This window comes from Microbacterium sp. Au-Mic1 (assembly GCF_021341785.1).
Taxonomy (GTDB): domain Bacteria; phylum Actinomycetota; class Actinomycetes; order Actinomycetales; family Microbacteriaceae; genus Microbacterium.
Window position 1 is genome coordinate 95,442 of record NZ_JAJTTF010000005.1, and the last position, 25,939, is coordinate 121,380.

Genomic DNA, 25,939 nt, shown 5'->3' on the forward strand with positions numbered 1-25,939 from the left:
CCGGTGACAGCTTCCCTTCCCCGGAGAAATCATGAGCAAGCGCACTTTCCAGCCCAACAACCGTCGTCGCGCCAAGAAGCACGGCTTCCGTGCCCGCATGCGCACCCGCGCCGGCCGCGCCATCCTTTCGGCACGCCGCACGAAGGGCCGTGTCGAGCTCTCGGCGTAATCCGTGCTCGCCCGCCCGCATCGCCTCGTCCGCGGGTCCGACTACCGCACGGTGGTTCGGCGCGGGCGACGATACGGCGGGCCGCGACTGGTCGTCTCGGTGCTCGACACCGGTGAGCAACGACCCGTGCGCTTCGGCTTCATCGTGAGCAAGCAGGTGGGGAACGCTGTGATCCGGAACACCGTCCGACGACGGTTGAAGGACGCATGCGCCCGTCAACTCCCGCTGCGGGACGGCGTCGACATCGTCATCCGCGCCCTGCCCTCCGCGGCGGAGGCGCCTTTCGTCGAACTGCTGTCGGATCTGGGACGGGCAGTCGACAGGGGCGTGCGATGAGCGCCTTGCCGGCGTACTCGCGGGGGACCGCCCACCTGCACGCTGCGGATGTGCTCCGAGCTGTGCCGCTGGTGCCGCGGAATCTGGCGTTGGGATTCCTCACCGCCTACCGCGCTCTGGTCTCGCCGCTGTACGGCGATGTCTGTGCGTACTATCCCAGCTGTTCCGCCTACGCTGTAGGAGCGGTGCAGCAGCACGGCGCGGTGAAGGGCGCAGGCCTCTCGGCGTGGCGGATCCTGCGCTGCAATCCCTGGAGCCACGGCGGTGTGGACGACGTGCCGCCGCACAAGAACTTCCGACACGCCCTCACGCCTCGAGGATTCGTCGTACCCTCCCGAAAGGACTGATCAGTGGGTTCCGACCTCCTGTTTGCCGCGTCTACGACGCCCGCTGCCTCGAGCGGAGGCTTCGATCTGCTCGGCATCGTCATGTGGCCGTTCAAGGCGCTGGTCGAGGCGATCCTCGTCGCCTGGCATTGGCTGTTCACCGCGATCGGTCTCCCGGGCGCTGCCGGCCTCACTTGGGTCCTGTCGATCGTCGGGCTTGTGCTGGTCATCCGCGCCGCGGTGTTCCCGCTCTTCGTGCGCCAGATCAAGAGCCAGCGCAAGATGATGGAAATCGCTCCTGAACTCAAGAAAGTTCAGGAGAAGTACAAGGGCAAGCGCGACCAGCTGAGTCGCGAGGCGATGAGTCGCGAGACCATGGCGCTGTACAAGAAGCACGGCACGACGCCGATGTCGAGCTGTCTTCCGCTCCTGGTGCAGATGCCCTTCCTGCTCGGCATGTTCTACACGCTGAGCGATGTGAAGAAGCACGCCATCGCAGGCGAGGGCGGCGTGTGGCTGCTGACGAAGCAGCTGACCAAGCAGTTCTACGATGCGACGCTGTTCGGGGTCGCTCCGCTGCACACCAGCCTGACCGACGCGGTTCAGCAGAAGCCGGCCGGCTGGGAGACCACGGTCGCGATCCTGGTCGTCCTGGTGGTCCTCATGATCGGGTCCCAGTTCTTCACGCAGCTGCAGATCATCTCCAAGAACCTGTCGCCCGAGGCCAAGACCGGCCAGGCGTACCAGATGCAGAAGATCATGCTGTACATCCTGCCCCTGGGCTTCATCTTCTCGGGTCTGTTCTTCCCGCTCGGCGTGGTCATCTACTGGTTCATCAGCAACCTGTGGACGATGGGCCAGCAGTTCCTCGTGCTCCGTGAGATGCCGACTCCCGGATCCGATGCCGCCAAGGCTCGGGAGGAGCGTCTCGCCCGCAAGGGGAAGGCGATCAACTCCGAGGGCAAGGTCGTGCCGAAGGCCGCCTACGACGCGGAGCAGCAGAAGATGCTGGAAGACGCGGAGCGCCTTCGTGCGCAGCAGCCCAAGCGGCAGCAGCCCAAGAGCGCCAAGCGTGCCAAGAAGGATCAGGACAGCGCCAAGAAGGACTCTGAGAAGAACGTGAACGGAGAAAAGGCATGACCGAGCACGACGTCGCCGAGCCGACCGTCTCCGATCTCGAGCACGAGGGCGACGTCGCGGCGGACTTCATCGAGGGTCTTCTCGACATCGCCGACATCGACGGCGACCTGACTCTGGACGTGAAGCAGGGGCGGGCGTACGTCTCGGTCGAGGCGGAGGGCGACGGTCTGCGTCTGCTGTCGGCGCCTGACACCGTGCAGGCGCTGCAGGAGCTCACCAGGCTCGCGGTACAGAGCAGCACCGGGTCTTTCTCGCGCGTGATCCTCGACGTCGCCGGTTCCCGCGATGCACGTCGCACGCAGCTCGAGCGCCTGGTCGATTCGGCTGTGGCGAAGCTCGATGAGGGAGCCTCCCAGGCGTCGCTGCCCTCGATGTCCAGCTACGAGCGCAAGCTGGTGCACGACATCGTGGCGGAGCGGGGCCTGATCTCGGAGTCCTACGGCGACGGTCCGACCCGCCACACCGTGATCCGCCGGCACTGACGTTTCACGTGAAACATGTCTGAACCCGTGTCGACCGAGCTCGAGACCGAGCCCGCGGCTGCAGAGGCTCTCTTCGGTGGCCGGATCGAACTGGCTCGCGCCTTCACTGCGGCGCTCGCCGAGCAGGGGGCGGAGCGCGGCCTGATCGGCCCGCTCGAGGTGCCGCGACTGTGGACCCGGCACATCCTCAACAGTGCGATCGCCGCGCCACTGTTCCATGGCCGCGTCGCCGATGTCGGATCCGGCGCGGGATTGCCCGGCATCGTGCTCGCGATCGCGCGCCCCGATGTGCAGTTCACACTCATCGAACCGATGGAGCGCCGCGTCGCGTGGCTCGATGAGCAGGTCTCATCGCTGGGTCTGTCGAATGCGACCATCGTGCGCGGCCGGGCGGAAGAGGTCGGGCTCAGTGGGACCTTCGACATGGTCACCGCCCGTGCCGTCAGCGCGCTGCGGACGCTGCTTCCATGGACCGCGCCCCTCGCGCGCAGTGGGGGAGAGCTCGCGCTTCTCAAGGGCGTCAACGCCGAAAACGAGATCACCGCGGCGCAGAAGCAGATCCGGAAGTTCCTGCTCAGCGACGTGCGCGTCGAGATCCTCGGTGAGGGCGTCCTGGCCGAGACGACGCGCGTGCTGCGCGCGACTGTTCGCGGCTGACCCTCGCTCAGGCCGTTCCTCGCGGCCTTCTTCGTGAACGCGGCTCTGTATCCGAAGCCCGGGCTGCGGGAGGTGAGGTCCACGAATCGGCGGGTTCCTTCCCGCTTCGCGGGCCCGCCCGATATTCGTGGACCCCACCTCCCTCCGCCCTCTCCTCCGCGTCAGATCCACTTCAGCTGCGCGTGATTGGCGGATTGATCCGTGAAGGACCATGGACACGTTTCACGTGAAACGTCGCTGGCCGGACGGAGTGAATGCGAGGCGCCCGGGTTTGGTCTGGGAGAGACGGGTCCAGGTTGCACTCGCGCGGCGGAGCATGATCCCCTGGTCAGAGTGCGGATCGGGCCACCAGCGGGTGTTTTGAACGATCAGGTCCAGGGATGCACCCAGAGGGTCGCACTCCGTGGTCTTCCGAGCAACAGGGGATCGGCACTGTGGCGGACTGCGCCGTGCGGTGATGGGGGAGGGTGCGCTGGGCGGGATTCCCCGATGCGCATGCAAGACGCCGTACAGCAGACGCAGTCCGCACCTCGCGCCGGATCTCCGCCCCAGGCCAGGACTTTTATGCCCGCGCAGGACTTCGGACTTGTCCAACGCCGTTTCACGTGAAACACCGCGTTTCGGTTTCCCCGCCTAGTAGCAGCCCTCAATGAGGAGTGCGCAGGAGTGCGGGAGTCACCAATTGGGGGACGGACCCGCGCAGCCGGAAGCAACCTATCGATTCGTGACTGGCGCACTCCGAAGTCGGTGCGTGCGACGCATGATGAGTGCGCAGCCCGGGTGATGTTCCCTCGCAGGGCAGGGCGCAGGGTTGTGCGGATGAAGAATATTGGGAGGGGCCCGCGAAGCGGGAAGGAACCCACCGATTCTCCATCCGCACAACCCGGAGCCCGGGCCCGCTACGAGCCGCGAGTGCGCAGCCGCCCATGGTTCCCGTATGAGGGGCTCGTGTTCTCAACGACTGAACCGTTGAAGGGTCACTCGGAGTGAGGTTTCACGTGAAACATCACTCGGATTCACCGATGGGAGCGGGGATTGTCGGTCACGCAAGTTAGAGTGGAGATTCCGTCGTTTCCCCGTCGGAGATCGTCGAAAGGAGTGGATGTTTCACGTGAAACAGTCCTCAAGCACCTCGACTGCTGGATACGGCGTGGACACCCCCCTGGCCCGGGAACTCGCGGATCTGACCGCTCGCCGCAAGGCGCTGGAAGACGTCTCCGTCCGTTTCGACGGGCCGACCCGCGTCTTCACGATCTCGAACCAGAAGGGCGGAGTCGGCAAGACCACGACCGCCGTCAACATCGCCGCGGCCATGGCTGATCTCGGGGCCAAAGTGCTCGTGATCGACCTGGATCCGCAGGGGAACGCGTCCACGGCGCTGGGTGTCCCGCATACGGCGGACCTGCAGAGCATCTATGACGTGCTGATCAGTGACGTTCCGCTCGCCGATGTCGTGCGGGTCAGCCCCGAATCCCCGGATCTTCTCTGTGCTCCGAGCACGATCCATCTCGCCGGCGCTGAGATCGAGCTCGTCTCGCAAGTCGCACGCGAACACCGGCTGCGTACCGCGCTCAACGACTACCTCGCCGTACACCCCGCCAACGTCGTGATCATCGACTGCCCGCCGTCGCTGGGCCTGCTCACGATCAACGCCTTCACTGCGGCGACTGAGGTCATGATCCCCATCCAGTGCGAGTACTACGCGCTGGAGGGTCTGAGCCAGCTTCTCGGCAACATCCGCATGATCCAGAAGCATCTGAATCCCGAGCTCACGATGTCGACCATCCTCTTGACGATGTTCGACGGGCGCACCCGACTCGCACAGCAGGTCGCGGAGGAGGTGCGGGGACATTTCCCGCAGGAGGTGCTGGAGACGGTGATCCCGCGTTCGGTGCGTGTCTCCGAGGCACCGAGTTTCGGTCAGACGGTGATCGCCTATGACGGGCAGTCGGTGGGCGCGGTCGCCTACCGAGAAGCAGCAGTGGAGATCGCCCGTCGGGCGAGCGAAGAGAACGAGAAGGGGCACTGATGGCCAAACGCACAGGACTCGGCCGGGGGATCGGTGCACTCATCCCCACTTCGGATGCCACGGAGCGGCCTGTCGACGTGTTCTTCCCCGGCGCACGCATCGAAGCAGACACTGAGGCCGTCCCCGCCACGCCGGCAGCCGAGCCGGCGGAGGATCTCATCGCGGTTCCCGGTGCCCGCCTGATCCGTGTGAATCCGCACGACATCGTTCCGAACCCGCGACAGCCGCGTATCCACTTCAACGAGGATGATCTCGCGGAACTCGTGCACAGCGTGCGCGAGTTCGGGGTGCTGCAGCCCGTGGTCGTGCGCCAGAACGACGAGGGCAAGTACGAGCTGATCATGGGCGAGCGGCGCACCCGTGCTGCCCGGGAGGCTGGACTGGACTCCATCCCCGCGATCCTGCGGGAGACGGCGGACGAGGACCTGCTTCGCGACGCGCTGCTGGAGAACCTGCACCGTTCGCAGCTGAACCCGCTGGAAGAGGCGTCTGCATATCAGCAGCTCCTCGAGGACTTCGGCATCACCCAGGAGGCGCTCGCGAATCGCATCGGACGGTCCCGGCCGCAGGTCAGCAACACGATCCGCCTCCTGAAACTGCCCGTTCCCGTGCAGCAGCGGGTGGCGGCGGGAGTGCTGTCAGCCGGGCATGCGAGGGCGATCCTTTCGCTCGACGATGCTGATCTCATGCAGCGCCTGGCGGACAAGATCGTGAACGAGGATCTCTCGGTGCGCGCGACTGAGGAAGCGGCGAAGACCGTCGCCGCGGCAGGCACAGTCGCCAAGTCGGTGAAGCCGCAGGCCGGCGCGCGTCGGGCCTACCTGGATGACGTGGCCGGCAAGCTCGGTGACCGACTGAACACCCGCGTGCAGATCGCTCTGGGAGCTCGGAAAGGCCAGGTCAAGATCGAATTCGCCTCGATCCAGGATCTCAATCGGATCCTCTCGGAACTCGGGGAGCAGGGCTTCGGATCCTGACGGACCGCACGAGCCGACCCGTCTGCTTCCGCGAAGGCCCGGAGACGATCTGCACATGCGGATCCTCCGGGCCTTCGTCGATCCTGTGCCGCGTAGGCTGGAGGGGTGAACGAATCCCCGACCCGTCGAGCCAGCCTCGAAGTGCTGCGCGCCGAAGCGGCGGACGAGCTTGCGGTCCTCGTACAGGAGCGCTTGCTCGGGGGAGAAGACCCGTGGGAGTTTATGGAAGAGCTCCCCAGCGTGGACGAGCTGGTCGTCTTCCTGCTGCGCGCTGATGAGATCGTGGAGAACGGGGGCATTCGCCCCGACGATGCTCGCAACTTCGAGCTCCTCCGCCGCATTGCTCTGGATTACTCGGAGCTCACTCCGGTCGTGTGGAGTCTGCTCGGCGACGGCCCGAAGTACCGTCGCTGGGATCTTCTCGCAGACGATGCGCGATCCTGAGACCACTGGCGCGTTTCACGTGAAACATCGGTCCCGTGCGGTGGTGTCGCCCCCCGCGACCTCACGTGTGCGCGACATCTGACCGAGAGTCTCGGGTCAGGGGTGCCCGTTGTTCCCGATGACGTCAGCGAGCTCCTGAACCCGGGCCGGATCCACGTCCCGGGCGAGCGCCACATAATGGTCCATGGTTGACGGTCGATAGCGCACCGGCAACGTCTGGCCTGGCGCGAGTCGGGTGAGCTCGGTGATCGTGAGACCCTCGTCCGCGATTCCTCGGAAGGTGTGGCCATCGACGGTCGTCACGTCGAGCATCAGGACCACCCGCGGATTGTTGTTGACCTCGCGCCAGTCGACGAGCACACCGAGCGCAAGAGTCCCTGTGCGCAGCTCGGCGTTGCGTCGGCGCGCGTCCTTGTCGAGGAGCGGATTCGGGGCGACGCCGGGGAAGTCGGGTCCGACACCGAGCGATTCCCGACTCAGGTCGGGCCTGAGCTGCCCCATCAGATCGTCGAGCCTCTTCCGTGAACCGAACATCCACACCCCTCCCTCGCACGACACGCGTGAAACCGCTGGTTCCGTCTCACCGCGATTGTATGGTGCATCGGTTCCTCGGCGTCGCCGTTCTGGGCGCAACGAGCCCTGCCTCGGTGAGAGATCATCAGCGGTCCATCGTTCGAACACGAGCGCAAAGTGAACACCGGAGCCCTCACCTGCATGGGTGCCGCGCGACGTGTTCGACGTGAAACGACCCATTCACAACGTCGAGCGCGCGTGCGTCGGGCGGAGATGTTTCACGTGAAACTGTCGGCCGGGCAGAGTGCGCGGAACCGAACCACGGTGCTAAACGCGGCCGCACCGCGATGCATGAAGAGGGGAGGGGGGTGCGAGAGCAGGAGCAGAGCGTCATGCCGGACCTCGTCGGGACGTCCGCGCACATCGCGATCGAGCACGCCGCCGACAATCGGATTCTTCTCACGGGCGATGATCTGGGCGGAGCCAGTCTGCACGCCCGGACGTGGCCAGGCCCTACGGGTGACGGCACAAGACGTCGCACCCGGAACGGTCGTCGAATGCTGGTCCCGTGTCGTGGTGACCTATGCCGTCGAGGGTGGCACGCGCAGCGGTGCCGGAACCACGCCCGTCGACCCTCCGCCGGCACTGTCTCAGCACGCGGGACGGCAGTCCGTGGAGAGCGACCGGACCTCGTTCTGACCGAAACGGGCCAGGAACGACGAAGCCCGCCCTCCTGGAGGAGAGCGGGCTTCGAGGCTGTGTGGCGGATCAGCCGAGGAAGGCGGCCAGATCCTGCTCGAGCGCGAACTTCGGCTTGGCGCCGATGATCGTGGTCTTGACCTCGCCACCCTGGAAGACCTTCATCGCCGGGATCGACGTGATCTGGTACTTCATGGCGAGATCGGGGTTCTCGTCCACGTTGAGCTTGAGGATGGTGAGCTTGTCGCCGTTCTCGGCCTGGATCTGGTCCAGGACGGGCGCGACCATACGACACGGACCGCACCACTCGGCCCAGAAGTCGACCAGAACGGCGCCATCGGCCTGAAGCACGTCCTGCTCCCAGGTCGCCTGGCTGGTTGCCTTGGCAGTCATGATTCTCCTTTGTGAAAGCGTGAGACGCTCAGAGGCGTCAACAGTGAGAGGGGCTGAAGTGTTCCCGCGGCTCAGACGAGAGCCGGCTCGGCGGCGGTTCCGTCCGAGAGTGCGGCGAGGAAGTGCTCGACATCCAGCGCCGCGACGGTGCCGGACCCGGCTGCCGTGATCGCCTGACGGTAGGTCGGGTCGATGACATCGCCGGCGGCGAAGACGCCCGGTACGGAGGTACGCGAGGTGCGGCCGTCGACCCAGATGGTGCCCTCGGCGGTGAGATCCAGCTTGCCGTGCACGAGGTGCGTGCGCGGGTCGTTGCCGATGGCGATGAACAAGCCGTCGACGGGGAGGTCGGTGGTGCTGCCGTCGACCGTGTTGCGCAGGCGCACGCCCGTGGTGGCGTCATCGCCGAGGACCTCCTCGACGGCGCTGTTCCAGATGAACTCGATCTTCTCGTTCGCGAAGGCGCGCTCCTGCATGATCTTGGAGGCGCGGAGCGAGTCCTTGCGGTGAATGATGTAGACCTTCGAGGCGAACTTCGTGAGGAAGGTCGCCTCCTCCATCGCCGAGTCGCCACCGCCGACGACCGCGATCGTGCGCTCGCGGAAGAAGAAGCCGTCGCAGGTCGCGCACCAGGAGACGCCGTGGCCGGAGAGTCGCTCCTCGCCGGGGATGCCGAGCGTGCGATAGGCGGATCCGGTCGCGTAGATGACCGACGCCGCCTCGAGCACGGTGCCGCTGCCGAGCGTGACCTTCTTGACCTCGCCGTCGAGCTCGAGCTCGGTGACGTCGTCGTAGAGGACCTCGGTGCCGAACCGCTCGGCCTGTTCCTGCATCTTGGCCATCAGGTCGGGACCCTGGATGCCCTCGGGGAAGCCGGGGAAGTTCTCCACTTCGGTGGTCTTCATCAGCTCGCCGCCGACCTCGACCGAGCTCGCCACGAGCACCGGGTTCAGGTTGGCCCGAGCCGCGTAGATCGCCGCGGTGAAACCCGCCGGTCCCGAACCGATGATGATGACCTGTCGCATTGCTTCTCCTTGCTTTCGCACGCTTCAACACATGGTACCGGCGCGGCATTCCGCGGGCCTGGGCGTTGCCGCCGTTCTCTGGCAGTGCGCGACGCGAAAGGGAGGCTCCTGCTGCGCCCGGCGGGCGCGCTAGGTCCGGTCGCCGGGAACGTCCACGATGCGGGTCGTGCCGTAGACGGGGGAGAGGGACCCGGCCGACAGCGCGGCGAGATCGTCGGCGAGCTCCTCCCTGGCGGCCTGCGGGATCCACAGGGCGAAGGTCGCGGCAGCGCCGTAGGCCACGTCGCCGAAGGACGCGCCGTGCGTCGCGGCCCAGTCGCGCAATGCGTTGTCGATGCGCCCGGCATCGGCGTGCGGCACGTCGACGCGCGCCTCGAGCAGCTCACGACGGTGCAGCAGCACTGCGTCGTCCAGCGCCTCGGAGACCGCGGTCGAGTACGCGCGGATCAGCCCGCCGGCGCCCAGCTTCACACCGCCGAAGTAGCGGGTGACGACCGCGACCACGTCGGTGAGGCCGCGTCGACGCAGAACCTCGAGCATTGGGATCCCGGCGGTTCCGGAGGGCTCGCCATCATCGGAGGACCGCGCCTGATCGCCGTTCACCCCGGTGACCATCGCCGTGCAGTTGTGGCGGGCGTCCCAGTACTGCCGTCGGACGGAGGCGATGACCTCCTCCGCCTCCGCGACGGAGCGGACCGGCACGAGGTGGGCGATGAAGCGCGACTTCTTCACGACGAGCTCACGCGTGACGGGGGCGGCGATCGTGTCGGGGTGCATGCGGGGCGTGGTCATCTGCAGGGGAGTCCGGATCCTTGGCGCTCAGCGCGACGGGACGAAGCGGCGCATGAGGCTCCTCAGGGCGTCGAGCTCCGGTGCCCGCAGCACGGCGAGCACGCCGATGTAGACCATCAGGACGGGGACGGCGACGATGACGCAGCCCGCGGCACCCGCGAACACGTTGGCGGTGGTCCAGCCGTCCGATCCTCCCAGCAGCAGGAAGACGCCCCAGCCGGCTGCCGAGGCCGGGATCGCGGCGAGGACGAAGCGTCCGAGTGCGAGGATCCACCCGGCGGTGCCGATACCGGCGAGGCGCCGGTGCAGCAGCGTCGTGGCGACGACGGTCTGCACGACGCTGGACAGCGATTGACCGAGCGCGATCGTCGCGGCCAGACCGGAGAGCGGGACGACTCCGGCGTCGTGCAGCAGTTTCGCGCCGAAGGCTGTCGCGACGATGAGGACGCACTGGAAGATCGTGAAGAAGAACGGGGTGCGGGTGTCGCCGTAGGCGTAGAACGTGCGCTGCACGATGAACAGCACGGCCAGGGGCAGCAACGCGACGAGGTACGCGACGAGCACGAGGGCGGCCGCGCGAGCCTCGGCCGCATCGTCGGTGAAGATGCGGGACGCGGGGATCGCAGCGGCCAGCACGGCCGCGAGGGCGCCCGTGAGGAAGAATCCGAGCGTGCGGATACTGCGGGCGATGTCGCCGCGTACCTCCTCGTCGCGCCCGGCGTGGGCGTGCTCGCTGAGCTGGGTGAAATAGGGCGTTCCGATGGACAGCACGATCACCGAGTAGGGGAGCATGAAGATCAGCCACGCGTTGTTCATCACCGTGATCGACGGGTCGTCGCCTGATGCCTCGATCGCGATGCGGTGCTGGTAGAACCCGGCGGCCAGGCTGGACAGCGCCATCAGCATGGTCCAGCCTGCGAGCTTGACCACGCTCCCCAGGCCGACACCGCGCCAGCGGAAGTCGGGGCGCAGGGAGAGCTTGGTCTTCGGCCAGAACACGAGCAGGATGGCCGCCTGGACGGCGATGCCCAGGGTCGCGGTACCGCCCAGCCAGGCGATCCGATCCGGCGACCAGTCCTCCACGTTGCGCAGCGGGGCGCCGAACATCACGCCGATCACGACGAAGCCGGCGATCGAGACGATGTTGTTCAGCACCGGAGCCCAGGTGAACGGGCCGAAGATCCGACGGGCGTTCAGCGTCTCGCCGATGAGCGCGTAGAGGCCGTAGAAGAAGATCTGCGGCAGGCACCAGTACGCGAAGGCGATCGCGAGCCCCACCTGCGCGGCGGGTCTGCCGCTCGCGATGAGGCCGACCAGCCACGGCGCTGCGAACGTGGCGATCACCGTGGTGACCAGGAGCACCACGGTACCCGCGGTGAAGATCTTGGAGATGAAGGCGCTGCCGCCGTCGTGGTGCGTGGTGGCCTGCACGATCTGCGGCACGAGCACGGCGGTCAGCACGCCGACGGAGATCAGGGAGAAGACATCGTTGGGCAGCTGGTTCGCGAGGCTGAACGCGTCCGTGGCCTTGCCGAAGGCTCCGATCACCTGCACGAGCACGATGGTGCGCAGCAGGCCGGTGATGCGGGACACCATCGTGCCCGCCGCGAGCAGGGCGCTGGCTCGGCCGAGGCTACTCATTCGTCTCCTTGTCGACCGAAGGGGATCCGGACTTCCCCTCCGTCAGGGAGTCCTCGTCCGTGGGAGTCTCCGGCTGATGCCCATCCACGCCGCCGTCGGATGCCTCCATCCCGTCTGCGGCATGCTTCTCCGCGGCGGCCCTGCGCCGGCGGACGGTGCGGAAGATGCCCGCGCCGATGAGCAGCACGCCCAGGCTTCCGAACACGATGAGGCCGATGGTCTCCCACTCGGCACGGATCGTGAGCCGCGCGGTCTGCGCCGGCCCGATCGCGACGCCGGTCGGACTGGTCAGAGTCATGGTGAGGGTGAGCTCGGTGTTGGCCACGTGCGACTCGAGCGGCAGGCGGACCCGCGTCGTGCTCGAGGGCTGCGCCTCGACGTCGGTCGTCGCGGGCACGTCGATGCGGCTGTCGCTGGAGGAGACGTTGAGCCGCACGCGCACCGGATAGGGGAGGTCATTGCGCACCCACACGGGCACGTCGACCTTCGGACTGATCAGGATCGGGTTGGACGGCTGGATCCCGACGGCATTCAGCGTCTTCTGCGTCGCGGTGCGATGCGTGCCGAGCGCCGCGGCGAAGTCGTCGGCAGTCGTGTGCACTCCCACGCCGAGCAGACGCAGCATCGAGATGCGCTCACGCACGGTGAGGTCTGCGGGACGCACCAGGATCGTGGCGAACTGGGCCAGGCGGCCCGCGTCCTCGTTCAGGACGGTCACGGCGGCGGCGCGATCCTCGGCCGACTCGGTCGCCATCGCGAGGTCGGCGGGAGGGCTGGACAGCACGCGATCCAGACGCCCGTCCTGGCCGCCGCTGAACGCGGTGATCGCGCTGGACAATGCCTCCTGCGACCGTGCTCCGGTGCGGGAGAGCCCGGCGAGCACCGTGGACCCCGGAGCATCGAACCAGAGCATGGCGTTCGCCTCGGTCAGCGCGTCGCCGCGCGCTGCCGCGTCGGACTGGCCGGCCGCCGCACTCAGCGCCTCGGACACGGCCTCGTCGCTGACGAGCACGGACGTGCCTCCCACGACGCCGCGCGAGGAGACCGGCGCGTCCTGCGCACCCGCGGTGAAGGATGTGGAGGGCAGGATCGGCACGGTTCCGGCGCCCGCAGGGCCGTAATGCGACATCGTCGCCACCTGCCCGGCGGTGACCTGGCCGCGCGGCCACAGGATGTCGGTGCGGGCGCCCGCGATCGCGTCGGGTGCGGCGGGGTCCTGGGACGGGCTCGCGGTCGATGTCGATGTCGGCGTCGGAGAGGGGGTCGTCGGGGTCTTGCCGGCCGGGTTCAGGAACGGCTCGAAGTCGTCGACGGTGAGCGGCGAACTCAGCCCGGCCGCGGCCTGGGCCGTGGCATCCGCGTCGCCGAACTGCAGGGTGAAGCGCTCGTTTGGCAGCGCCTCGAGCCGGGCCAGCCAGGCGGTCGCCGTGGCGGGCGCGCCCGCACCGAGAACGCGGATCGCGGCCGGGATGGACGGATCGACGGCGAGCACGGCGGGCGTGCCGGCGACGCCGTTCAACTGCGCGGTGAGCGCGCCGGCGGGTGCGGTGAGGGCGGCCAGCTCCGCAGCGCTCAGGAGATCGCCGGCGGGGGTCGCCGTGATGGGCACGACCGTGACGACCGTGGCCGGCGCCCCCTGCGCGACGACCAGGGCGCTGCGCGCGGGGGCCGGAGCCGGTGCGTCGGCGGACGCCGGGGTCGCCTCGAACCGCGCCTGCAGCGGGTAGACCCCCGGGGCGAGCGCGCCGACGTCGCCCGCGGGGACCACGATCTGGGTGCGCGAGGTGCCCTCCGCGTCCAGCACCGTGGTGCGCACGTCGCCGATCGGGCTGAGTGCGGGTGCGTCGCCGGATCCGTCCAGCCAGGCGCCCACGGCACGACGATCACCGAGCGCGGTGCGCCCCAGTTCCAGGTGCACGGTGCCCGCGCCGAGACCGGTGGTGGCGTCGTTGCGGAGCGTGAGCGTCGTGGTCAGCGGCGACCCTGATGCGTAAGTGCCGTTCCCGTCCGGCTGCAGTGAGAGCTGAACACCCGCATGCTGCGGGGTCTGTGTCGGGCTCGGGGTGGGCGTCTCCGCCGCCGCGGCGGGGGACAGCGCGGCCAGCGGGAGCACCAGACCCACCGCGACGACGAAGGCCCCGGCGGCGCGGCGCAGGCGGAGGCGCAGGGGTGCTGATTCGGTCTGGGTCGCAGTCATCGGGGATCCGTCGGGCGCACGCGGCGCATTCAGTGCTGGCCCTGAGATTCTAGGCGGCGCGCAGGGCCGATCCCTGGAGGCGGGCAGGGTGCGACCCCGCTTCCGCTTTTCGGCGTCGTTGAGCGGGCCCGTGCCAGCAGGTCGGCAGTGCGGGGGCGTTGAGCGAGCGAGCGCAGCGAGGAGGGAGACGAAACGGCGTTCCGCTGCGGAATGGCGTTTCGACACTTCGACTCACTGCGCTCGCTCAGTACGGCGCTCGGTCCCCTGCGGCGTCCTCGCTCAACGATCCCGGGGGGAGGTCGGCCGACCTCCCCGGCCACCCGCGATTCCGGGGAGACCGCGCAGCCCCCGCGTAGGCTGGCGCCGTGGTCCGACACCTCCTGCCCCGCCCCGATTCCGTGCTCTGCGCGGCGCTCGCCGCCGACCTCGACGCCGCCGACCTGCGCTCCGAGCCGTTGCGGACCGCGTGGGGTGCGGAGGCCGACGACGCACTCGCCCGGGGCGTCCGCTCGCCGCTGCTCGCGGCCATCGAGGGGCGCACCGATGCCCTGGCCACGCTCGGCCGCCTGTTCGTGCTGGGCATGCCGCAGCCGGAGGCCGATGTCGCAGCGGCGCTCGCGCGCACCGGCGTCGACGGGCTCGAGACCCTGGGGCTCGGCTACCGCGATGACGGCGTCGTGGTGCCGGCTGCTCTGATCCGTCCGCAGTCCTTCGTCGACGCGGACGGGGTCGGCGAGTGGTGGATCGCCAGCGACCTCGACGAACTGGCCCTGCACCACATGGACGGGGGCGGCGCACTGCCGCCCGACCATGTGCTCGGCGTCGGCGGCGCCTCGCGCACCCTCGCGTCGCTCGTCATGCCGCTCGAGGTCGAGCGTGCGCTCGACCTCGGCACGGGATGCGGAATACAGGCGCTGCTCGTCTCCCGGCACGCCGGATCCGTCGTCGCCACCGACATCTCGGCGCGAGCCCTCGCCTACGCCGAGTTGAACGCCATGCTCGCGGGCGTGCACAACATCGAGTTCCGTCAGGGCAGCATGTTCGAGCCGGTCGCGGACGAGAGCTTCGGGCTCATCGTGTCGAACCCGCCGTTCGTGATCACGCCGCGCGGTGCCGACGTCCCCGAGTACGAGTACCGCGACGGTGGACTCGTGGGCGACGCGCTCGTCGAGGCGTTCGTGGCGCAGGCGCCCGCGCATCTCGTGCCCGGCGGCTCCGCGCAGCTGCTCGGCAACTGGGAGTCGATCGGATCGTTGCTCGGCCTCCGTCGTCTGGAGTCCTGGATCGCCCCGGACCTGGACGCCTGGGTCGTGCAGCGCGAGACGCTGTCGCCGCTCGGCTATGCGGAGCTGTGGATCCGCGACGGCGGCACGACGCCGCGTGACGCCGCATTCGAACCGCTGCTGGACGCGTGGCTCGCCGACTTCGCCGTCCGCGGCGTGACCGAGATCGGATTCGGATACGTGCTGATCCGCCGACCTGCCGGGGTGGACTCCGGCGCGCCGGCGAACCCGCTGCGCCGCTTCGAGACGCTCACCCAGCCGGTGACGAGTGCCGGCCGGGCGTTCCGCGACGGGCTGGTCGGACACGATGCGCTCGCCGACGGCGTCCCGGAGGTGCTGCTCGTCGCGCCCGACGTGACCGAGGCGCGCCATCACCTGCCGGGCCAGGAGGCACCGAGCGTGATCGAACTGCGCCAGGGCGGGGGATTCGGGCGCACGGTCTCGGTCGACCCCGCGCTCGCCGGCTTCGTCGGCGCGTGCGACGGCGACCTCACCGTCGTCCAGATCGTGTCCGCGCTCGCCGACCTGTTCGAGGTTCCTCTCGCCGACCTCTGGGCCGACCTCGAGCCGCGCCTGCGCGTGCTCGTGACCGACGGCTTCCTGATCCCCGCCGAGCACTGAAAGGGAATGCATGTCCGGATCCATGCGTTTGAATGAATCATGAAGGCTTTCGGATTCCTCTCGTTCGGGCACTACGGCGATGTGCCGGGGTCGACGACCCGCACGGCCGGCGACATGCTGCGCCAGACGATCGAAATCGCCGAGGGCGCCGACGAGATCGGCGTCAACGGCGCGTACGTGCGCGTGCACCACTGGGCCCGCCAGGCGGCGTCGCCCATGCCGCTGCTGAGCGCGATGGCCGCGCGCACGAGGCGCATCGAGGTCGGCACCGGCGTCATCGACATGCGGTACGAGAATCCGTTCCAGTTCGCCGAGGAGGCAGCGGCGCTCGACTGGATCGCCGACGGGCGCATCGCCCTCGGCGTCAGCCGCGGCTCACCCGAGACCGCGCTGCGCGGCTACGAGACGTTCGGCTTCCACGACGAGGAGGATCCCGAGCGCGGCGGCGTGATGGCCCGCGAGAAGTTCGACCTGATCCTGCAGGTGATCGACGGAGCCGGCGTGGCACCCGGTGACCCGCGCATGGTGGGCGCAGGCCGGTACCTGGCGATCGAGCCGCAGTCGCCGACGCTGCGCGACCACATCTGGTGGGGAGCGGGCTCCCGCGCCACCGCGGAGGAGACCGGGCGCAAGGGCCTGAACCTGATGAGCTCCACTCTGCTCACCGAGGCGACGGGGCAGCCGTTCCACGAGCTGCAGCGGGAGCAGATCGACCTGTTCCGCGCCGCCTACAAGGAGGCCGGTCACAGCGGTGCGCCCCGCGTGTCGGTGAGCCGCAGCGTGTTCCCGCTGATCACCGACCAGGACCGCGCCTACTTCGGGCTGCGCAGCGAGGAGAGCGGCGATCAGGTCGGCGTGATCGACGGCTTCCGCTCGACGTTCGGCAAGACCTATGCGGCTGAGCCCGATGTGCTCATCGCGCAGCTGAAGCAGGACGAGGCCGTGATGGCAGCCGACACCCTCATGCTGACGATCCCGAACCAGCTCGGACCCGAGTACAACCTGCACGTGCTGCAGGCGTTCGCCGAGCACGTGGCTCCGGCGCTGGGCTGGAAGCCGAACACCGAGGGCCCGGTGCAGGGCGACGCTGTCTGAGCCTCCGTCTACATTCGGGAGCATGCAGACGCGAGTCGAGTTCGACCAGCTGTCCGAGAGCTACGCGCAGAACCGCTTTCCGGCCGACGCCACCGTGCAGGACATGAGGGACGCGTTCGCGCGCGGCGCCGTCCTGCCACCGGCGGGGGTCGTCTCCGCCCGGCGTCCGCTGGGGGGCCGGCCCGCGATCGAGCTGCGCCCGGAGGGCGCCCGGGACGGGATCCTGCTCTATCTGCACGGCGGCGGGTACGTCCTCGGATCCGCGGAGACCGGGGTCGGAATGGCAGCGGGCCTCGCAGTGCGCACGGACACGACGGCGTACTCGCTCGACTACCGGCTGGGCCCGGAGAACCGGTTCCCCGCGGCGGTGGACGACGCACTCGCCGCGTACGCCGACCTCGTCGAGCGCCACGGTGCCGGCCGTCTGCTCATCGCCGGCGACTCGGCGGGAGGCGGACTCGCGGTGGCCACGCTCATCGCCGCGCGAGAGGCCGGGCTCGAGATGCCGGTCGCGGCGGCCGTCTTCTCCCCGCACACCGACCTCACCCTGAGCGGCGCCTCGTTCCGCGGGCGTGACGGGGACGATCCGCTGTTCCGCCCGGACGACATCGCGGCGTCCGTGCACCGCTACCTCCCGGAAGGCGACGCCGCCCGTGCGGCCCGCTTACCGCTGGCGAGCCCCGTCTTCGCTGATCTGAGCGGGCTCCCGCCGCTGCTGATCCAGGTGGGCAGCAGAGAGCTGCTGCACGACGATGCGCTCCGTCTCGCCGTGAACGCCGCCCATGCCGACGTCGACGTGACCCTGGAGTCCGCCGCGCGGGCTCCGCACAACTATCAGACGGCGGTGGGAAGGCTCGCCGCGGCCGATCGCGCCCTCGATCGCGCCGCCGTCTTCCTGGCCGAGCGTCTGATTGATGGAGTGCGGGCGGCTCCGTGACATCGGCCGCGCCCAGCGCAGCGCTTCTCCTGATGCGCGAAGATCGCCGCCCCGGGTGCAGAGCCTCCGAGCGGACGTGTGCCGAAGCCGTCTCCGGCACGTCACGACGGTGCGCTACCCTACGTCGCAATGGAAGCGAGGATGAGCGGCGAGACGTGGGGCCGACGGGCCTTTCTCGGGGCGGGGGGACTCGCCTTCGCGTCCCTGCTCACGGCCTGCGGCGATGTCCCGTCTGTCGTTCCTTCGTCAGCCGGTCTCGCCGGATCCGCGACACCGTCGCCCATCGGCACCAGTCTCGTCACGCGCCCCGATGTGGCGGCAGCGCCCGAGGACGCGTCGACGATCGCCGCCTTCGGATCTACGTGGACACGGACTCCCGCGCCGTTCGAGGCGTTCACCGCCCTGCCCGGCAAAGGCGGACTTCTGGCCTGGACCGTCGACGACGGCGCAGACTCGTCCGTCATCCGGGCCTATGCGGAGTTCGCGGCAGTGACGGGCACGCGACTGACTCTGTTCGTCACCGCGTCCTACCCAGGATGGGCCGACAACGTCGACATCCTGAAGCCGTTGGTGGCCCGAGGGCAGGTGCAGCTGGGCAACCACACCTGGTCGCATCCTGATCTCACCTCTCTCTCGGAGAACCGGATCCGCGACGAACTGCAGCGCGCGCACGACCGTATCGGCGAGTTGTTCGGAGTGGACGCGCGGCCGTTCTACCGGCCGCCCTACGGCTTCCACAGCGGCAGGGTCCGGGCGGCGGCGGCATCGATCGGCTACACCGCACCCACGCTCTGGTACGGCACGCTCGCCGACTCCGGCCTGATCCCGGCGGAAGAGATCCTCCGACTGGGTGGCGAATGGTTCCTGCCGCAGCACATCGTGATCGGGCACCTCAACCACGCGCCCGTGACGACGGTTCTTCCGCAGCTCGCAGCGATCATCGCCGAGCGTCGGCTGACAACGGTGACCCTGAATCACGTGTTCAGCAGTCCGCAGCACCCGTGATCGAGGCGACGACAAGGGCGATGCCGGGGATCTCGCCGGCCGCGCGCGCCCGCCGTGACTCCTCTTCCGGTCGACCTCAGTCCTCCTCGGGGGCGCCGAACAGGCCCTTGCCGTGCTTGTGCAGCAGGTTGTACGCGTCCATGAACGTCTGCGGCTCCTGGTCCTCCGGCAGCCCGTAGCGCGCGAGCAGCAGACCCAGCAGCCCCTGGGCAGGCGGGGTCAGCGGCTTTCCGGCGTGGGCGTGCGCGGGGTGCGGCGCCTTCGCCTCCGGATTCGGCGGCGTGTACAGAGAGGTCGTCACGGGCCAGTCCGCGGGGTGGCGGGGCTTGTCCAGGTTGATGATCTGGAACAGATCGTTGGCGGTCGCATCCCGGCGGGTGAGCGGCTTCAGGCCGTGCAGGCGGGTGAGCGTCGCGATCACGGATCCGTGATGCATCTGGTCATTCACGATGGTGCCCTTGCGGGTGTACGCGGACACGGCGATCGCGGGCACCCGGCAGCCGAGGCGGTCGAACTCGAAGCCCATCTCGCCCGTGCCGGAGTTGTCCGGTGGCGTCGCCTTCGGCGGCACGACGTGGTCATACGTGCCGCCGTGCTCGTCGAACGTGATCAGCAGCAGCGTGTTGATCGCGTTGGATCCCTTCGTGGACCTGCTCGTGCGGATCGCGTCGTAGATGTCGTGCACGAGGTCGTCACCGGCGCGCACGTCCGAGAACGCGCTGTTGATGACGTCGGATCCGTCCACATCGCTCTGCCGGCGCGCCCCGAACGGCGGGTGGAAGTCGTTGTGGTTGTAGATCATGCGCGGTTCGATGAAGGAGTACGCGGGCAGCTCCCCGTGCTCGACGTCGGCGTAGAAGTCGTCCATGGTGCCGAAGTGCTCGGTGCGCCAGAACTTCTCCAGCACCGGTGCGTGCAGCACACCGGTGAAGGAGACCATCTGCAGCTCGTCGAAGTAGACCTTCCACGTCAGGCCCGCCTCCTCGAGACGGTTGAAGATCGTCGGAGACTTCGGCGCGTTCAGCCACTTGTCGTAATCGCCGCCCTCGTGGTTCGTGACGAACCCGTGCGAGGTCGATGCGTTGAAGAACGTGCGGTTGCAGAAGGTCTGCGATGGCACCGCGCAGAACCAGTGGTCGAACACGGCGAACTCGCGCGCGAGGGTCGAGACGGTCGGCAGCATCTCGGGCGAGAAAGAGCCCATGATGCGCTTGCGCTCGTCCTCGCTGGGCTCCTTGCCGTGCTTCAGGCGCATGAGGTTCACCTGGTAGTCGGTGACGAAGCCGCTCATGGTCGGCTCCTGGCCGTCCTCGGGGTGGTTGTACGGGGCCTGGAAGCCGCCGTCGTACAGGTCGGCGTTCTCGGCCGGGTTGATCACGTTGTACAGCTGGGTGTTGACGTGCGGATACATCTCGCCCGGATCCGGATCCGGCCAGGTCATGATCTGGTCGGTCGGACCCTCGTAGACATGGGCGTCGTAGCGGACGCCGTCGAGCTCGTTGTAGTACTCGCCGAAGTCGAGGCCCTCGAAGTCCTTTCCCTCGGGCAGGTTCTCCTTCGTATAGAGGTAGCCGAGCAGGTTGTCGAAGGATCGGTTCTCGCCCATGACCACCACGATGTGGTCGAACCCCGGCGCGTGCCGCGGTGCGAGCGCGCCGTAGTCCTCCAGCGCCTCCTCGAAGCCGTTGCGCTGGCCGAGGGCGTAGCCGGCCGCAGCGCCTGCGCCGCCGCCGACGACCGCCCCCGCAGCGGTCAGGCCGCCGATGCGCAGGAAGTCGCGGCGAGACCGGGAGCGACCCTCGAGCACTCCGTCGCCGGTGCCGTCCGCGCCGTCCCCGCCGTTCTCCGGCAGGCCGCCCGCATTCTCCCGCGCGTCAGCGGAACCGTCGGCCGGGTGGGATGATCCGTCGCCGGGGGCAGGGGAGCTCTTGCGTCTGACCATGCCGCGATCCTACTGAGCGGCCGGCGCCCCGGATCGCGTCCGGCGTCCCGATAGGGTCGGAGCATGACCGGCCCCGCAGACTACTCGACCGAGGCGCAGGTGCGCCGGATCACCGAGGAGTTCGCCCGCAGGCGTGCCCGCATGTTCGTGGCGTTCGCGTGCATCGAGGGCGCAGTGCTGGTCGGCGCCGTCGTCGTGGTCTACGTGCTCAAGCTCGTCGACCCCGACCTCGGCATGTGGATCATGATCGCGGTCGCACTCCTCGGAGCGCTGGTGCTCAGCACCATGATCATCCGGCAGATGCAGGCCCAGCAGCAGGCGATCCGCGACGTGGGCGGCACGCCGTTCCCGGGATCCACCGGCCCGACCTTCTGAGGACGGCCGCTCGCGACCGGATCCGCGTGCGCGGCAGGGCCTGCCCTTCGACCGGTCGCAGCGCCGGTTCCTGAACGAGCGGATCCGCCTGCTCGGCATCGGCCGAGCCCACCCCGGTACCCTGGAGACCATGCTCAACATGGCCGATTCCCTCGCGCGCCTGGGCGCCCTCGCTGAGAATCCGGTCGTGCGGACCCTGGCCACGGCGTTCGCCGACGCCGGTTTCGACCTCGCCGTGGTCGGCGGCCCCGTGCGCGATGCGCTGCTCGGCAGGCCCACGCACGACCTCGACTTCACCACGAACGCCCGCCCGGACGACATCCTCCGCATCGTGAAGCCCATCTCGACCACGCAGTGGGACATCGGCCGTGAGTTCGGCACGATCGGCGCCAAGGTGCCCTCGCCCGGCGGTCCTTCCGAGCAGGTCGAGATCACCACCTACCGCGCCGATGCCTATGACGGCGTCACGCGCAAGCCCGTCGTGTCGTTCGGCGACGATATCGACGGTGACCTCGTGCGCCGTGACTTCACGGTCAACGCCATGGCGTTCCTCGTCCCGCAGCAGCGGCTCGTGGATCCGACCGGGGGAGTCGAGGACCTGATCGCGGGTCTGCTGCGCACCCCCACCGCCCCCGAGGTGAGCTTCGGCGACGACCCGCTGCGCATGCTCCGTGCAGCCCGGTTCAGCGCCCAGCTCGGCTTCGGCATCGAGGAGGGCACGCTCGCCGCGATGGCCGAGCTGCGGTCGACGCTGAGCATGGTGAGCCCGGAGCGCGTGCAGGCGGAGCTGATCCGCCTGCTGCAGTCCGACGATCCGGTACGCGGCATCCGCGTCCTCGTCGACACCGGTCTCGTCGACGAGTTCCTGCCCGAGGTGAGCGCGCTCCGACTGGAGGTCGACGAGCACCATCACCACAAGGACGTCTACGAGCACTCGCTCACGGCGCTGGAGCAGGCGATCGCGCTCGAGCACGCCCGGCACCCCGGCGAGCCGGCCGATGCCGTGCTGCGTCTCGCCGTGCTGCTGCACGACATCGGCAAGCCCAGCACCCGCAGGCTCGAGCCCGGGGGAGCGGTGAGCTTTCATCACCACGACGTCGTGGGTTCCCGTCTCGCGCGCAAGCGCATGCAGGCGCTGCGATTCGACAAGGAATCGACCGACGCGGTGGCGAAGCTCATCGAGCTGCATCTGCGCTTCTTCGGCTACGCCGAAGGGGCATGGACCGATTCGGCGGTGCGGCGCTACGTGCGCGACGCGGGGGACCAGCTGGAACGGCTGCACATCCTCACTCGTGCCGACGTCACCACGCGGAACAGACGCAAGGCCTCCCGTCTCGCCGCGGCCTACGACGACATCGAGGCACGGATCACGGCCCTCCGCGAGCAGGAGGAGATCGACGCGATCCGCCCGGAACTGGACGGCAACGACGTGCAGCGGATCCTCGGCATCGCCCCGGGCCGCGAGGTCGGCGAGGCGTACCGGTTCCTGCTCGAGCTGCGCCTCGACGAAGGGGTCATCGGCCCCGAGGTCGCCGAGAAGCGCCTGCGCGACTGGTGGGCCGCGCGAGGCTGAGGATCAGCGCGCGACCGGCCGACTGACCCTCCATGCGGTCACGTCGTCCACTCCGCACCGGTGCGAAGCTCAGTCGATTTGCGGTGCCTCCGACGGGGCTTGACGCTGTTGCGCGGGATCGACGGAGTTCGGGCCGGTCGGACTCCCACCGCCGTTGCCGCGCAGCGCGGCCTCCACGAGGTGGGTGAGGTCGATCGAGACGATGCGCGGCTCGGCCACGGCTCAGCCCGCCGGGGTGGAGGTCGGTGACGGCGCGGGGGTGGCGACCGTCGGAGCGGGGGTCGGAGTGGGCAGCATCGTCGCGCCCGGGGTGGGCTGGGGCGTCCACGTGAGCGCGCGATCCGGGGCGCGCAAGAACGGGGGCTGGGGCGCGACTATGGTGCCGTGGCTGCCCGCGTTGATGTCCTCATAGCTGCGAAGACGCAGCGGGTAGACGTTCCACACCGCCCGACCTTGCGCATCCCGCATCGGCACCACGGAGTTCTGCCCGTCGACGCCCATGACTCGCCCCATCCCGTCGTTCAGATTCTCGCTGTCGGCCCCGAAGAGATTCACGGGTGTGCCACGCTCGGTGTAGAGCTGCGCCCCTTCGACGAGGTTGCCGTCCTTGTCGTAGACGAAGATGTTGCCGACCTGCGTGCCATCGAGCTGCAGGCCGGGAGCCGGCGTGTAGCCCGAGTCCGGCGGATAGGCGACAGCGTTGTACGCGCCGAACATGGCGGGCGAGAACAGCAGTGGAAGGAACAGCACGGCGACGACGCTGGCGACTGTCCGCACGTGGCGTAGTGCCGACCTGGGCAACCAGCGATCACGACCCCATTGCACGCTCACGAGGATGATCGCTCCGAACAACCCCCACGTGAACACCTGCGCAGGGAAACCTCCATAGCCGAGGATGGTGCGCGGGCCGAGCCCGGCCGGAATGGCGATGAGAGCTGCCAGCACCAGCCCGCGCAGCACCCACCACACCGGTCGCAGCGCGATCAGCAGATCCAGCAGCCAGGCGCCGAATGCCGAGGACCGGATCCGCCCGGCCACGCGTGCTCCCATGGCGGCGAGGCGCACGCGCCACGGCGTCTTCGTGTCCACGACCGGACCCCGTGCGGGCAGCCCCGCTGCGGCGCGCAGCTCTTCGGCGTACGCGACCGGATCGCCCAGGTCGATCGCGCCGTCGTGATCTGCGGCCTGATCGGTGAGGTCTCCCACGAGACCCTCGACGAGGTCGTCAACCTCCTCCGCGGGCAGATCGGCGAGTTCCGCGCGCACGGCATCGGCGAACGTGAGGATCCGCTCGGCGGCGGTGAGGGTCGTGTCGTTCATCGCTGAGCTCCTTCGGTGAGGATGCCGGTCGGGTTGGCGGGCGGACGGAACAGGGCGGGCGATGTCGGGGCGACCGCCGCGGTGGATCCGGGTGGGGCGGCGGTCGCGGGTGGCACGTGCGGTGCGAGCAGCCCCGACATCGCGACGGCGAACTGCGACCAGGTGGCGATCTGCTCGTCGAGCATCTGCTTGCCCTGGGTGTTGATGGCGTAGTACTTGCGGTGCGGGCCGCCGTCGGACGGCACGACGTAACTCGACAGGGCTCCGCCGGAGTAGAGCCGGCGCAGCGTGCCGTAGACCGACGCATCGCCGACGTCGCCGATTCCCGCATCGCGCAGGCGCCGCACGATGTCGTAGCCGTATCCGTCCTCATCGCGCACGACGGCGAGCACGGCCAGATCCAGCACGCCCTTGAGCAACTGTGTCGTGTCCATTCGGCCTCCTCATCGGGGTCGGGAACTGCATTGCTCCGCACACTACCACGCGACGCACAGTAGTGCCGAGCGCGGCACAGTCTCCGGTGGATCCGGCCGCCGTACACTGGACCCACTCCGTCGCCGACGATCGGAGACCCTGTGTCCTCTGGCTGGCAGCCCTCCCGCGAGCCGGCGCCCGCGCGCCTGCTCATCGAGCGCGCGCACGAGGAGCTCGTCGCCGGCAACATCGCCGACGGCCGCTTGCAGAACGTGCGCGCACTCGTGCGCGAGTCGTGGGAGCGTTCGTGGCGGCAGCGGGTCGGGGCCGAAGGCCTCCCGCCGCTCGACTTCGCTGCGGACGCCCTCGACGCCTACCGGCTCGCGCACCCCCTCGCGGGCGCCATGGACACGATCCGCGCGCTGCTGCTGCCCGGATCCGCGGACGATTCGGGCGTCATCGTCGCGGTCGGCGACCATGCAGGGCGGCTGCTGTGGGTCGAGGGCGACCTGAACCAGCGGATCCTGTCCGGCGAGATGGGTTTCGTCGAGGGGGCGAACTGGTCGGAGCGGGCGGTCGGCACCTCCGCCCCCGGCACCGCGCTCGAACTCGGCGCCTCGGTGCAGATCCACGGCGCCGAGCACTACAACCGCCTGGTGCAGCCGTGGTCCTGCACCGCCGCGCCCGTGTTCGACCCGGAGGACCGCCGCATCCTCGGAGTGATCGACGTCACCGGCGGACCCGAAGCCGCGAGTCCGCAGGCCCGTATGCTGGTCGACGCCACCGCCCGCGCCGTCGAGGCCGAGCTGCTCGTGGCACGATTGCGGGCCCGAGCAGCTCCCGCGGCTGCCGCCGCTCCGGCGCCGCGGCGGCGACCGGTGCCCGAGCGCGCCGCGCTGCGGGTGCTGGGTCGTGATCGCGCCCGGCTCGAGGTGTTCAGCACCGACGGCGAGCGGTCGGTCGAGCTCAGCGCGCGGCACGCCGAGATCCTGCTGCTGCTCGCCGTGCACCGGCAGGGGCTGTCCGCCGAGCGTCTCTCCGAGTTCGTCTACGGAGAGGGGTCCTCGGCCGACACGCTGCGGCCGGAGATGGTGCGCCTGCGCAAAGCTCTGGAGCGGATCTGGCCCGCGCTCGTGCCGGAGTCGCGTCCCTACCGGCTGACGGTGCCGCTGGAGACCGACGCGCAGGACGTGCTGTCGCTGCTCGACCGCGGCGCGCACCGTGTCGCCCTGAGCGCCTACCGCGGTCCGGTGCTGCCGGACTCGACCTCCCCGGGCGTGGAGGAGTACCGCGAGAGCCTGCGCTCGACTCTGCGCGAGACGATGCGCACCGAGGCCAGCGTGGACGTGCTGCTGTCGTACGCGGAGATCCCCGAGGGATCCGAGGATGCCGAGATCCTGCGGCTCTGTCTGGAGCTCCTGCCGGCGCGCTCGCCGAGGCGGGCCGGCCTGGTCAGCCGCATCGAACGGCTCGAGCAGGACTGACCCTTCACCTCGCGTCCTCGGCGCGAGGACGTGCAACCCGATGCAACGTGACGCATCCGGGTGCAACGTG

25 protein-coding genes and 1 pseudogene are annotated in these 25,939 nt (G+C 69.1%); 16 read left to right on the forward strand and 10 right to left on the reverse strand.

The window, feature by feature from the left end:
* Positions 1–31 precede the first annotated feature (31 nt).
* The 9 genes from rpmH to LXM50_RS08260 all read left to right on the forward strand — a co-directional run bounded on the left by rpmH (position 32) and on the right by LXM50_RS08260 (position 6,560).
* On the forward strand, positions 32–169 hold the full coding sequence (gene rpmH, locus LXM50_RS08220; RefSeq protein WP_105689046.1) for a 50S ribosomal protein L34: 138 nt from the start codon (positions 32–34) through the stop codon (positions 167–169).
* Positions 170–172: 3 nt separating this feature from the next.
* Positions 173–505 carry a ribonuclease P protein component gene (gene rnpA / locus LXM50_RS08225; protein WP_233310829.1) on the forward strand — a complete coding sequence of 111 codons (333 nt, stop codon included), beginning with the start codon at positions 173–175 and terminating at the stop codon, positions 503–505.
* On the forward strand, positions 502–852 hold the full coding sequence (gene yidD / locus LXM50_RS08230; protein WP_233310830.1) for a membrane protein insertion efficiency factor YidD: 351 nt from the start codon (positions 502–504) through the stop codon (positions 850–852). The genes rnpA and yidD overlap by 4 nt, the downstream gene beginning before the upstream one ends.
* A gap of 3 nt (positions 853–855) precedes the next feature.
* Positions 856–1,971, forward strand: a complete 1,116-nt coding sequence (gene yidC, locus LXM50_RS08235; RefSeq protein ID WP_233310831.1) for a membrane protein insertase YidC — start codon at positions 856–858, stop codon at positions 1,969–1,971.
* The gene (locus LXM50_RS08240; protein WP_233310832.1) at positions 1,968–2,453 is read left to right on the forward strand and encodes a R3H domain-containing nucleic acid-binding protein; all 486 of its coding nucleotides are present in this window, start codon (positions 1,968–1,970) and stop codon (positions 2,451–2,453) included. The genes yidC and LXM50_RS08240 overlap by 4 nt, the downstream gene beginning before the upstream one ends.
* Before the next feature lie 15 nt (positions 2,454–2,468).
* Positions 2,469–3,110: a 16S rRNA (guanine(527)-N(7))-methyltransferase RsmG gene (gene rsmG, locus LXM50_RS08245; RefSeq protein ID WP_233310833.1), complete on the forward strand. Its 642-nt coding sequence runs from the start codon at positions 2,469–2,471 to the stop codon at positions 3,108–3,110.
* Between the two features lie 1,102 nt (positions 3,111–4,212).
* Complete coding sequence (locus tag LXM50_RS08250; RefSeq protein ID WP_233310834.1) at positions 4,213–5,139, forward strand: ParA family protein; 927 nt, start codon at positions 4,213–4,215, stop codon at positions 5,137–5,139.
* Positions 5,139–6,116, forward strand: a complete 978-nt coding sequence (locus tag LXM50_RS08255) for a ParB/RepB/Spo0J family partition protein (protein ID WP_233310835.1) — start codon at positions 5,139–5,141, stop codon at positions 6,114–6,116. Before LXM50_RS08250 ends, LXM50_RS08255 begins: the two co-directional genes overlap by 1 nt.
* 105 nt (positions 6,117–6,221) lie before the next feature.
* Complete coding sequence (locus tag LXM50_RS08260; protein WP_233310836.1) at positions 6,222–6,560, forward strand: tryptophan synthase subunit alpha; 339 nt, start codon at positions 6,222–6,224, stop codon at positions 6,558–6,560.
* A gap of 96 nt (positions 6,561–6,656) precedes the next feature.
* Here the strand turns inward: LXM50_RS08260 and LXM50_RS08265 are convergent, their stop codons facing one another.
* The 6 genes from LXM50_RS08265 to LXM50_RS08290 all read right to left on the reverse strand — a co-directional run bounded on the left by LXM50_RS08265 (position 6,657) and on the right by LXM50_RS08290 (position 13,820).
* Complete coding sequence (locus LXM50_RS08265; RefSeq protein ID WP_233310837.1) at positions 6,657–7,094, reverse strand: hypothetical protein; 438 nt, start codon at positions 7,092–7,094, stop codon at positions 6,657–6,659.
* Between the two features lie 747 nt (positions 7,095–7,841).
* On the reverse strand, positions 7,842–8,165 hold the full coding sequence (gene trxA, locus LXM50_RS08270; protein WP_233310838.1) for a thioredoxin: 324 nt from the start codon (positions 8,163–8,165) through the stop codon (positions 7,842–7,844).
* Positions 8,166–8,236: 71 nt separating this feature from the next.
* Positions 8,237–9,190, reverse strand: coding sequence for a thioredoxin-disulfide reductase (trxB, locus tag LXM50_RS08275; protein ID WP_233310839.1), 954 nt, complete (start codon positions 9,188–9,190; stop codon positions 8,237–8,239).
* Positions 9,191–9,319: 129 nt separating this feature from the next.
* Complete coding sequence (locus LXM50_RS08280) at positions 9,320–9,982, reverse strand: YigZ family protein (protein ID WP_233310840.1); 663 nt, start codon at positions 9,980–9,982, stop codon at positions 9,320–9,322.
* 27 nt (positions 9,983–10,009) lie between these two features.
* Positions 10,010–11,623 (reverse strand): murein biosynthesis integral membrane protein MurJ, encoded by a 1,614-nt coding sequence (murJ, locus tag LXM50_RS08285; protein ID WP_233310841.1) that lies wholly within the window; start codon positions 11,621–11,623, stop codon positions 10,010–10,012.
* Complete coding sequence (locus LXM50_RS08290; RefSeq protein WP_233310842.1) at positions 11,616–13,820, reverse strand: DUF6049 family protein; 2,205 nt, start codon at positions 13,818–13,820, stop codon at positions 11,616–11,618. Before LXM50_RS08290 ends, murJ begins: the two co-directional genes overlap by 8 nt.
* Positions 13,821–14,185: 365 nt before the next feature.
* Between LXM50_RS08290 and LXM50_RS08295 the strand changes: the two genes are divergently transcribed.
* The 4 genes from LXM50_RS08295 to LXM50_RS08310 all read left to right on the forward strand — a co-directional run bounded on the left by LXM50_RS08295 (position 14,186) and on the right by LXM50_RS08310 (position 18,761).
* On the forward strand, positions 14,186–15,724 hold the full coding sequence (locus LXM50_RS08295) for a methyltransferase (RefSeq protein ID WP_233310843.1): 1,539 nt from the start codon (positions 14,186–14,188) through the stop codon (positions 15,722–15,724).
* Positions 15,725–15,763: 39 nt separating this feature from the next.
* Positions 15,764–16,819 carry an LLM class flavin-dependent oxidoreductase gene (locus LXM50_RS08300; RefSeq protein ID WP_233310844.1) on the forward strand — a complete coding sequence of 352 codons (1,056 nt, stop codon included), beginning with the start codon at positions 15,764–15,766 and terminating at the stop codon, positions 16,817–16,819.
* A 22-nt stretch (positions 16,820–16,841) separates the two neighbouring features.
* Positions 16,842–17,756, forward strand: a complete 915-nt coding sequence (locus tag LXM50_RS08305) for an alpha/beta hydrolase (RefSeq protein ID WP_233310845.1) — start codon at positions 16,842–16,844, stop codon at positions 17,754–17,756.
* Positions 17,757–17,897: 141 nt separating this feature from the next.
* Positions 17,898–18,761 carry a polysaccharide deacetylase family protein gene (locus LXM50_RS08310; protein WP_233310846.1) on the forward strand — a complete coding sequence of 288 codons (864 nt, stop codon included), beginning with the start codon at positions 17,898–17,900 and terminating at the stop codon, positions 18,759–18,761.
* 76 nt (positions 18,762–18,837) lie between these two features.
* On the opposite strand, the gene LXM50_RS08315 is transcribed toward LXM50_RS08310, so the two are convergent.
* A complete protein-coding gene (locus LXM50_RS08315; protein ID WP_233310847.1) occupies positions 18,838–20,703 on the reverse strand; it encodes an alkaline phosphatase family protein in 1,866 nt (621 codons plus the stop codon).
* Positions 20,704–20,766: 63 nt separating this feature from the next.
* Between LXM50_RS08315 and LXM50_RS08320 the strand changes: the two genes are divergently transcribed.
* Positions 20,767–21,078, forward strand: coding sequence for a hypothetical protein (locus tag LXM50_RS08320; RefSeq protein WP_233310848.1), 312 nt, complete (start codon positions 20,767–20,769; stop codon positions 21,076–21,078).
* 130 nt (positions 21,079–21,208) lie between these two features.
* Complete coding sequence (locus LXM50_RS08325; RefSeq protein ID WP_233310849.1) at positions 21,209–22,651, forward strand: CCA tRNA nucleotidyltransferase; 1,443 nt, start codon at positions 21,209–21,211, stop codon at positions 22,649–22,651.
* Between the two features lie 69 nt (positions 22,652–22,720).
* Here LXM50_RS08325 and LXM50_RS08330 read toward each other — a convergent pair whose 3' ends face one another.
* The 3 genes and pseudogenes from LXM50_RS08330 to LXM50_RS08340 all read right to left on the reverse strand — a co-directional run.
* The gene (locus LXM50_RS08330) at positions 22,721–22,870 is read right to left on the reverse strand and encodes a hypothetical protein (protein WP_233310850.1); all 150 of its coding nucleotides are present in this window, start codon (positions 22,868–22,870) and stop codon (positions 22,721–22,723) included.
* 3 nt (positions 22,871–22,873) lie between these two features.
* Positions 22,874–23,971, reverse strand: a complete 1,098-nt coding sequence (locus LXM50_RS08335) for a hypothetical protein (RefSeq protein WP_233310851.1) — start codon at positions 23,969–23,971, stop codon at positions 22,874–22,876.
* Positions 23,972–24,096: 125 nt separating this feature from the next.
* Positions 24,097–24,405 (reverse strand): annotated as a pseudogene (locus LXM50_RS08340) (PadR family transcriptional regulator); the annotation flags it as partial.
* A 141-nt stretch (positions 24,406–24,546) separates the two neighbouring features.
* Between LXM50_RS08340 and LXM50_RS08345 the strand changes: the two are divergent.
* Entirely contained in the window at positions 24,547–25,869 is a 1,323-nt protein-coding gene (locus LXM50_RS08345) for a helix-turn-helix domain-containing protein (RefSeq protein ID WP_233310852.1), read from the forward strand.
* The last annotated feature ends 70 nt before the right edge of the window (positions 25,870–25,939 follow it).

What these genes read in the sequence shown, in the direction of transcription:
- LXM50_RS08325 (WP_233310849.1), top strand. Translation starts at nt 21,209, where the DNA reads ATGCTCAACATGGCCGATTCCCTCGCGCGCCTGGGCGCCCTCGCTGAG.
- LXM50_RS08315 (WP_233310847.1), bottom strand. Translation starts at nt 20,703, where the DNA reads ATGGTCAGACGCAAGAGCTCCCCTGCCCCCGGCGACGGATCATCCCAC.
- LXM50_RS08280 (WP_233310840.1), bottom strand. Translation starts at nt 9,982, where the DNA reads ATGACCACGCCCCGCATGCACCCCGACACGATCGCCGCCCCCGTCACG.
- LXM50_RS08240 (WP_233310832.1), top strand. Translation starts at nt 1,968, where the DNA reads ATGACCGAGCACGACGTCGCCGAGCCGACCGTCTCCGATCTCGAGCAC.
- LXM50_RS08290 (WP_233310842.1), bottom strand. Translation starts at nt 13,820, where the DNA reads ATGACTGCGACCCAGACCGAATCAGCACCCCTGCGCCTCCGCCTGCGC.
- LXM50_RS08310 (WP_233310846.1), top strand. Translation starts at nt 17,898, where the DNA reads ATGAGCGGCGAGACGTGGGGCCGACGGGCCTTTCTCGGGGCGGGGGGA.
- LXM50_RS08265 (WP_233310837.1), bottom strand. Translation starts at nt 7,094, where the DNA reads ATGTTCGGTTCACGGAAGAGGCTCGACGATCTGATGGGGCAGCTCAGG.
- LXM50_RS08255 (WP_233310835.1), top strand. Translation starts at nt 5,139, where the DNA reads ATGGCCAAACGCACAGGACTCGGCCGGGGGATCGGTGCACTCATCCCC.
- LXM50_RS08305 (WP_233310845.1), top strand. Translation starts at nt 16,842, where the DNA reads ATGCAGACGCGAGTCGAGTTCGACCAGCTGTCCGAGAGCTACGCGCAG.
- trxA (WP_233310838.1), bottom strand. Translation starts at nt 8,165, where the DNA reads ATGACTGCCAAGGCAACCAGCCAGGCGACCTGGGAGCAGGACGTGCTT.
- rsmG (WP_233310833.1), top strand. Translation starts at nt 2,469, where the DNA reads ATGTCTGAACCCGTGTCGACCGAGCTCGAGACCGAGCCCGCGGCTGCA.
- trxB (WP_233310839.1), bottom strand. Translation starts at nt 9,190, where the DNA reads ATGCGACAGGTCATCATCATCGGTTCGGGACCGGCGGGTTTCACCGCG.
- LXM50_RS08300 (WP_233310844.1), top strand. Translation starts at nt 15,764, where the DNA reads ATGAAGGCTTTCGGATTCCTCTCGTTCGGGCACTACGGCGATGTGCCG.
- LXM50_RS08335 (WP_233310851.1), bottom strand. Translation starts at nt 23,971, where the DNA reads ATGAACGACACGACCCTCACCGCCGCCGAGCGGATCCTCACGTTCGCC.
- yidD (WP_233310830.1), top strand. Translation starts at nt 502, where the DNA reads ATGAGCGCCTTGCCGGCGTACTCGCGGGGGACCGCCCACCTGCACGCT.
- murJ (WP_233310841.1), bottom strand. Translation starts at nt 11,623, where the DNA reads ATGAGTAGCCTCGGCCGAGCCAGCGCCCTGCTCGCGGCGGGCACGATG.
- LXM50_RS08250 (WP_233310834.1), top strand. Translation starts at nt 4,213, where the DNA reads ATGTTTCACGTGAAACAGTCCTCAAGCACCTCGACTGCTGGATACGGC.
- LXM50_RS08320 (WP_233310848.1), top strand. Translation starts at nt 20,767, where the DNA reads ATGACCGGCCCCGCAGACTACTCGACCGAGGCGCAGGTGCGCCGGATC.
- rpmH (WP_105689046.1), top strand. Translation starts at nt 32, where the DNA reads ATGAGCAAGCGCACTTTCCAGCCCAACAACCGTCGTCGCGCCAAGAAG.